The sequence below is a fragment of the Pseudophaeobacter sp. genome (assembly GCF_039971195.1).
Taxonomy (GTDB): domain Bacteria; phylum Pseudomonadota; class Alphaproteobacteria; order Rhodobacterales; family Rhodobacteraceae; genus Pseudophaeobacter.
Map to the genome: position 1 here is coordinate 1 of NZ_JBDWPJ010000211.1, position 6,970 is coordinate 6,970.

Annotated in this window: 11 protein-coding genes and 1 tRNA gene; 6 read left to right on the forward strand and 6 right to left on the reverse strand. The window is 56.0% G+C overall.

All coding sequences use genetic code 11. The features are described 5' to 3' along the window. The coding region (locus ABJP42_RS18020; protein ID WP_348342851.1) for a hypothetical protein at positions 1-337 on the forward strand (337 nt) is incomplete at its 5' end. An 18-nt stretch (positions 338-355) separates the two neighbouring features. On the opposite strand, the gene ABJP42_RS18025 is transcribed toward ABJP42_RS18020, so the two are convergent. After that, on the reverse strand, positions 356-1,231 hold the full coding sequence (locus ABJP42_RS18025) for a hypothetical protein (protein ID WP_348342853.1): 876 nt from the start codon (positions 1,229-1,231) through the stop codon (positions 356-358). 364 nt (positions 1,232-1,595) lie between these two features. Here ABJP42_RS18025 and ABJP42_RS18030 point away from each other — a divergent pair. After that, positions 1,596-1,671, forward strand: a tRNA-Thr gene (locus ABJP42_RS18030). 79 nt (positions 1,672-1,750) lie between these two features. Here the strand turns inward: ABJP42_RS18030 and ABJP42_RS18035 are convergent. The 5 genes from ABJP42_RS18035 to ABJP42_RS18055 all read right to left on the reverse strand — a co-directional run bounded on the left by ABJP42_RS18035 (position 1,751) and on the right by ABJP42_RS18055 (position 4,988). Next, complete coding sequence (locus ABJP42_RS18035) at positions 1,751-2,974, reverse strand: recombinase (protein WP_348342855.1); 1,224 nt, start codon at positions 2,972-2,974, stop codon at positions 1,751-1,753. Next, a complete protein-coding gene (locus tag ABJP42_RS18040; RefSeq protein ID WP_348342857.1) occupies positions 2,964-3,230 on the reverse strand; it encodes a hypothetical protein in 267 nt (88 codons plus the stop codon). The genes ABJP42_RS18035 and ABJP42_RS18040 overlap by 11 nt, the downstream gene beginning before the upstream one ends. 28 nt (positions 3,231-3,258) lie before the next feature. Next, a complete protein-coding gene (locus tag ABJP42_RS18045) occupies positions 3,259-3,918 on the reverse strand; it encodes a hypothetical protein (protein WP_348342859.1) in 660 nt (219 codons plus the stop codon). Next, positions 3,905-4,186 (reverse strand): hypothetical protein, encoded by a 282-nt coding sequence (locus tag ABJP42_RS18050; protein WP_348342861.1) that lies wholly within the window; start codon positions 4,184-4,186, stop codon positions 3,905-3,907. The genes ABJP42_RS18045 and ABJP42_RS18050 overlap by 14 nt, the downstream gene beginning before the upstream one ends. A gap of 499 nt (positions 4,187-4,685) precedes the next feature. After that, on the reverse strand, positions 4,686-4,988 hold the full coding sequence (locus tag ABJP42_RS18055) for an XRE family transcriptional regulator (protein ID WP_348342863.1): 303 nt from the start codon (positions 4,986-4,988) through the stop codon (positions 4,686-4,688). A gap of 87 nt (positions 4,989-5,075) precedes the next feature. Here ABJP42_RS18055 and ABJP42_RS18060 point away from each other — a divergent pair, with 87 nt between their 5' ends. The 4 genes from ABJP42_RS18060 to ABJP42_RS18075 are packed head-to-tail and all read left to right on the forward strand — an operon-like array spanning position 5,076 to position 6,515. Then, complete coding sequence (locus tag ABJP42_RS18060; RefSeq protein WP_348342865.1) at positions 5,076-5,306, forward strand: hypothetical protein; 231 nt, start codon at positions 5,076-5,078, stop codon at positions 5,304-5,306. Then, positions 5,303-5,626 (forward strand): hypothetical protein, encoded by a 324-nt coding sequence (locus ABJP42_RS18065; protein ID WP_348342867.1) that lies wholly within the window; start codon positions 5,303-5,305, stop codon positions 5,624-5,626. The genes ABJP42_RS18060 and ABJP42_RS18065 overlap by 4 nt, the downstream gene beginning before the upstream one ends. Continuing rightward, entirely contained in the window at positions 5,623-5,868 is a 246-nt protein-coding gene (locus ABJP42_RS18070; RefSeq protein WP_348342869.1) for a hypothetical protein, read from the forward strand. Before ABJP42_RS18065 ends, ABJP42_RS18070 begins: the two co-directional genes overlap by 4 nt. A gap of 26 nt (positions 5,869-5,894) precedes the next feature. Further along, complete coding sequence (locus ABJP42_RS18075; protein ID WP_348342871.1) at positions 5,895-6,515, forward strand: hypothetical protein; 621 nt, start codon at positions 5,895-5,897, stop codon at positions 6,513-6,515. The last annotated feature ends 455 nt before the right edge of the window (positions 6,516-6,970 follow it).

The window sequence follows — 6,970 nt, forward strand, 5'->3', positions numbered from 1 at the left end:
TGAGGTAAAACCCATTTTGGCAGCGACGAAGGCCAATTGGGTTTCGGTGCGCGAACTCGACGGCCAGGATCTGCTCTATGTGACACATCTGTGGTCCTGGCGTTGTGGGCTGGATGGGATGCGCATTGGTATCAATGGCGAGCCACCCGTGGTCTGGCCACTGCCTCCCTGCCGTGAAGACCAAGCAGCCCCAAATGCCATCCTGCCAGAGGACGGGCTGCCGTTTGGGGTCTTTCCCTTGGGCTCAATCCAGCAGATTTCGATTGATCTGTTTTACGACGACAAGACCTTTGAGACGCTTATCGTCAATCGTGCCGGTCAGCCGATACAGCCTTAAATCGGTAAGGCTGGGGGGTTAAGGCGCGATCAGGGTGACGCCTGGGATGCGCTGCACCCTATCCATGTCTTCCTCATAGAGCTCGGTGACAGTGTCCACCACATCTTCGCTCCAGCCGGGCAGGTCGATCTCTTCTTCCAGCTCGTCTTCCTTGGCATATTTATCCAGAAAAGCTGCAAAGACCCGACGCCGGTGTATTTCTGACATGTCGGGGTGTTGGGCCAAATACTGGCGCAGTCTCCGCATGCCTTCGCGACTCATAATGGCCGAGATCATATCCATGCCACCGTTCAGGCGTTCATTCAGATCCAGACCGGACATGTCCCGCAGAATCTGGCCCCAGATCAGTGGCATGTCTTCAAAGCACCAGGTGCTGATCGCCACCTGCGGAACAGCTTCGCGCAGCCGGATGAGAAGGTCTGACCAGCGCAGGCTATAGGGATCAAGCTTGTCCAGAACCTGTGCCTTGCGCTGAGGGTTGGCATTTTCCAACAGCACCGGCAGGATGGTCGCGGGATTGCGCAGGCCAATAAACAGTTCGATCTGATCCTGCCCAAACAGCTGCTGCAGCGCCAGCAGGCGGGTCTCTGCTTCGGGGTAGAACTGGCTGCCATCGATTGCCTGACGTTGCGAGCCAAAGAAATTGGCATTGGACAGCAAGACCCGATCCGCTTGCTCTTCTTCCAGAATGGCGTCCCACAGAATGTCTCGGGACTCTGGAGTAGCATTGCCTTCTTGCAGCGCGGCCATGCAGTCTTTGAGCAAATACCGGTACTTGCCCGGTCCAGGCGCCACCGTACCATGCGGGCGAAAACGCTCTGTATTGCGAAGCAGGGTCTTCAGCAGACGGTCTTCTTCGGTTCCATGTGCACCGCAGTGAAAAATGACCTGCATCGGGGTATTCGCTCCTGTCTCCTGCGCTGCCCCATGGCTTACTCCGCGCGCCCCCTCGGGTCAAACCATCTGGCTGCGCTCTTTGCATTCTGGCGACTTGAGTTGCTCACAAAATGAAGGGCCTAGTTGCGTAGGCTCCATCTTTTATCGCGAGCCCAAAAGGTGTTCTGGTAGCCTTTGCCTGCCTGGCCTGCAGGGGCGGAGTTGTGATCTCATGCCTGCGTTTCCCGGCCCAAGACAAGAAATGAATTTCCGCAAATTTCTTCGACACAAGGTCTTGCAAACCGAATTAGTTGGTGTAGAAGAGCGCTGCAACGACGACGCTCCGGTTTGATCTGGCTCTGGTTCGTTGCACAACAAGAGTGCCCCTATAGCTCAGCTGGTAGAGCAACTGATTTGTAATCAGTAGGTCCGCGGTTCGAGTCCGTGTGGGGGCACCATTAAATCAATCACTTAGAAGAAATGGTGTTTGGAGTTGGAGAGTTGTTGGAACATGTTTTCCGGCAAATGTTCCAACTGTCAGCGGCTCTGTCTCAACTTGACCACTGTGTTCGCTCCTTCAGAGCGCCCGCGTGAGTATTTGTCAGTGGTCGAAACTTCCTTATGCTGTGCGGCATCGCGCAGCATGTAGGGGTCCGCACCTAGGCTTTTTGCCTCGGTCATGGCGCCCGCCCGCAGATCCATCATCCAGATATTCTCAGGAATGCCTACCTTCTTTCTGAGCCTCCCCCATGCGTGGGACCATCCTGTGACGGTGTATGGAAGGCCACCTTTCTTTGCCAGAATCACCGGTCCGACCCCAGCTGAGGGCCTTGCTTTTAGCAGCCGATCTCGAACTTCTGGGACGGACCGCAGGTCAAATTCATAGGGTTCAGGCAAAGATTTGCGTGTTTTCGAGATGAGCTTTGTCATTCTGGTCAGATCTGGATCAAGCATGTCCCAGGTCAGGCCGTCTTGCCATCGCTTGCCATTTCGAATGATCCCACCTTCCTTTTCATCCGTCTTGAGCCACTGGCCCCTGACATCAACCGCGCGCAGCGCAAACTCGAACTGGATCATGATGCCGAGGGCAAAATGATCCATGCCTTCACTGTCGGCAGCCCGGATGATTGAATAGACCTGATCCCTGGTGGGAGAAACCTGACGAGCAGCGCTATTTTGGAAGCGCATTTCTGACAGAACATCCGCCACCTCTCGCGCCGCCGGTATCTTCAGCACTTTCCCGTAGTTTGCGACCCGGCGCAGGGTGTTGAAAAAGCGATGAATGTAGGAAACCGACCGGCGTTTGGATGCCATTGCTTTCTGGATTGTCTTGATAACTTCGAAGGTCATTCCGTCGATTTTGGTGTGGCCAATGGCATCTTCGAGCTTTGCCAGCTGCTGGATGTATCCAGCCCTGGTGTTGGCTTTGACCTCTTGGAAGGGGGAGTACTCGTCGGTTTGGTAGCGTGCGATCAGATACTTCCAGACTTCTGGGTTAACCTTGGGCTTGTCCTGCTCGTCGTACCATTTGAGCATCTCTCGGGTCAGATCTCGGCAGCGTAGTGCTCGGTCGGCCTGATGCTGGTCGTCGGGACTTCCAGGAGGATCTAGTTTTACCTTCGTAATGGCATAGCCTGCCTTCACGTATTTGGGGGGGCACTTCCATTGCGCATACCTGCGCTCTGGGTTCTTGCCGCTCCAGCTTATGCCTGGGGCATAGAGCGGGTCGGAACCGTCCCATAATGCTTCTTTATAGTGCACCGAAATTCACCTCTTCTAAGATTTTTTCGACGCCAACACTGAGGACAACATTGTCGCTCAGCTGGCGCCGCCGGTTTATCCAAGCATCTACATCGGCTTTCACATAGAGGTTTGTGATCCGGTCGACCTTCGGGAACCCGTCATTCTCGAGTATGTCCCGCTTCTGCCTAAACTTGTTGAGGGTCCAGCCAATGCGCGCTGCGGCCCATCTCACGGACCCATTCAGGCTGATATTTTCCATGGTTGGATCGCTCACAATCCGTCTCCTGAAGTTTTTGACGACGCTAGGCTGCCAGTGATTGGCTTGTTGCGTAGTCGCCCCATTGATTGGCCATTGCGCGAGCAATGCCGGGGAATGTCTTGCTGCGGATCTGCCAGCGCTGCTCGCCTGGCGGGGCGCGGTGGATGGCGGACCAGTGCTTGTGGCTCTCGGTGCCCTTCTCAGGCGGTGTCAGCTTGTTTGTCGGCGTGAGCTTCGGCAGGCCGCGCAGGTAGAGCCCTGTGGCCTTGAAGGCGGGTTCTCCAAACCACCAGGGCTGCACGTGTTGCGCGGCAGGTTGAAAGTTCTTGATCCGTTGCTTGGCGTGTTTGTGCATCACGGGGTTTTCGACCGCTACGCGCGCGATCGGAGCATTCCAGCAAGCTGAAAATAGCGCGGCTCCTTCATCGAGGTCTGCCCACATTTCCGACAGGCTGCGCCCTTTTGGTGGCTGGTGCAGCCAGCGCACGCCGCTGTTGCATAGCCGCGTACAGGGCGGATGCATCACGGCCAGCAGATCCCAGCCCATATGCAGCACCTCACGCACGTCGCATTGCATGTGACGGTTGGTACGATCCTGCGCGGGCAGTAGATCGCAGGACCACGCGTCATGGCCGCGATCGAGAAAGGCACGTCTCACCTCGCCGCTGGTTTCGCAGCCGACAAGAACTTTAAGTGGCGCCATGGTTCGTCTCATTGAAGTGTGGTTGGCCGGAGCTGGAGGCAACTGCGATCCAGGCTGACAATGCGGCATAGCCATCGCTGCCGGTTTGGCAGATGCCCAATAGCTCGGCGCGGTGGGTCAAGGTTTCTGGTTCCCACCAGTCCTGCGGGTCATCGCTTGGCGGCGTGATCGTGCCGCCAAGGTCAAAGAACCGAAATAGTCGGTCGAGGCCATGATGCTGCTTCAAGTCCCGTGCAGCTTGGCGGATCGCAGGGAAATCAAGCGGCATGGGGTGGCTGCCCACAGTAGCCCATTGTTGCGATCAGATCGCGGACCCTTTCGGCAACTCGATCGAGCGTTTGATCCAGTGGTTCCGGATTTGGAGGAGGACAGTCCATGATATGCTGGGGCTGCAGCCTGCTAGGGTCAAAGCCCTGTCCGCGCTCGGCCTTGAGGGCTGCCCAGGCTGTGGTGAAAACGGTTGTGTCGCTTAGGAAATCCTCTGGGTGAGAGGCGATCCCGAGGGCGGTTTGAATGACTTGTTTAGGAAGGGTTTGCATCTAATTCTCCATCGGTTGGTAGAGATTAATAGTCCGAAAAAAATGGACTGGTCAATAAGACAGTTCAAAAAATTCGGATAAATATTTGTTTGGCGTTTGAGATGGCGGTGCCGTAATGAGAACAAAAAGAAAACATGTGGAGGAATCGAAACAGTATGATGTTGTACGCCGCAGCAAGGCTGCGCCGGTTAGGTATTGATCTGAACTGGGTGTTTGACCCTTTGGGTGCTATGCGCTTTGTAATGCGCCGAACAGTCGATCCTGAACGTCCTGGGGGAGCTGGGAAAAGTCACCGTGTAGAATGAAGTTAAAGTCGATACGGTGTTGTCTGTAGTAATACCGCATTGTCTTTAGGCTTGGAGCGCCACGGCTTTCCTGTGAGTGAAATGTTGTTTTCTTGAGGTCCAGCTGCTTGGCGACTTCCAATTGCTGCATGCCGATCGACTTGCGGGCCGCTAGAAGGCGGGTCCTGATTGCTTCAGGGCTGATGTCGCCTGTGAGGGCGAGCTGTTCTTTTTGTTCGATGTCCATACACATTGAGTACCCTAAATCCGAATAAAGTGAACTTTCTGATTGTCGGATCTTGTCGGTACGCAAATATCGGACTATACATAAGGAATGACCACTCGTACCCTGATCCAAGCTTTGGGTGGATATCGTGCCGTCGCGATGCGCCTGAACAAAAAACCAACAACTGTACATACCCACATGCAAGAGGGCGTGATGCCTGCTGCAAGGTATGACGCGTTGTGCAAAATGGCGCGAGAGCAGCAGGTGGATGAGCCACCTCGTTCTCTCTTCTCCTTTCTGAAGGTGACGCCGGCCCAGACGGAAAGGGATGCCGCATGAGCCGTTCCCGTCTGACCCTGATTGTAAACAATAATCTGTCATGCCTTGAGGCTGACACGAGCCGAGGGCAAAGCTCTTGGTCAAATCACTTTGAGCCCTATCGGCTTAAGGCCGAGGCCCCAGATCTGTGGTCCAGCTACTTCCGGGCTCGGTTCAACAGCCCGCGGGAGGTGGCTCTGTTCTGCGATGTCAGTTTCCAAACCGCACTGAACTGGTGGGGCGCGGTGACGTCTCCCGCCAGCCATATCGCTTTGCTGATGATCATGACGGATCCAGATGCGCCGGCGTTCTTCCATGCAGAGATTGGGAGGGCGGCATGAGCATCCAAAGCCAGCGCATTGCCTATCAGATTTGGTGGATGATTCGCGCGACCGCAGGCGATTGCACTCTGGCCGACCTAGCGCGCTTTACCGGGGCCTCGGCCAATACCTGTCGCAACATCTGCATGCACCGCGGCTGGGGTAATCGCTACCGCCGCCGGGTGACGAACCATCGGCGTATGGCGCCATTGGAGGCCGCGCAGGCCTGCGAGGTCTATGATCTGGTCGAGGCTTTTGTCTGATGGGCGCCCCGCATCACCTACAGCCGGTGGATATCAGTGATCTGCCGGAATATCCACTGTCTTGCGATGATCGGCTCGACAGCCATTTCTTCATGGCCTGGGAGCGGCGGCGCTGGCTGGCCTCGGACATGCGACTGAACGCGACGCCGGAATGCCGGGCGCTGTTCTTTGATCTGATCAACATCGCCTATGACAACAGCCCGGTTGGCACTCTGCCGATGGATCAGAACATTCTGGCTAAGCTGCAGATGGTGGATCCGAGCCATTTTGGTGCGCTGTGCAAGCTGGAGTATGGCCCACTTTACAAATGGGGGCCCTGCCGCTGTGACAATGGCGATATCCGCCTGATGCACCCGATGGTGCTGCGCAGCCTGACGGAAGCCATGGCCCGACGCCAGGACCACAGGGCCCGCAATGATGCGGCGAACTCGGCCAAGCGGCTGCAGCGGCTGCGCATCACGGTTTCTGGCTATCACGCGGATCTGGCCAAGAATGACGCCGCGATGCGCTGGATGGATGAGTGGCTGCAGAAAGAGGGCTGTGAGTACCGCAGCGCCGCTTGGATCGAGCGCTCGATGCAGGCCTGGTCAAACCACATCTTTGACCTCGGTCGGGCAGGAGGCGCGTTTCAAAACAGAGGATCCTGACACTGTCTGACAGTGTCCAAGACTGTCCGGCGGACAGTTCAAGACAGTCTCGGACAGTCTGAGACTGTCCGGCACGACATAGACAAAGACAAAGACAAAACAAGACAGCAGGACGGTTGCGCTCCAATTGCAGCGCCCGCCCTGTGGATAAGTCAGAATTGCTGAGAAAGAGGAAGGGCAGAGAAATGGATGCCAAAGGACAGGTTTCTGGTGAAGGTCGGGTGAGGGATCATCTGATTGATCCGCTGAAACGGATGGGGTTGGCGAAGCCCTCCAGTCTGACGGTGGCGCAGTTTGAGGCGATGATTGCCGAGCTTGAGCTTCCCCCTTTGAAGTGGTCCGCCCCTATAGTTAGGAAAGCGGAGGACCAAGTATGGCCATTAAGAGACCCAAGCCGGAAGAGATCGTCGTGAAGTTACGGCAGGTTGAAGTACTGATGGGACAAGGCATGCCCC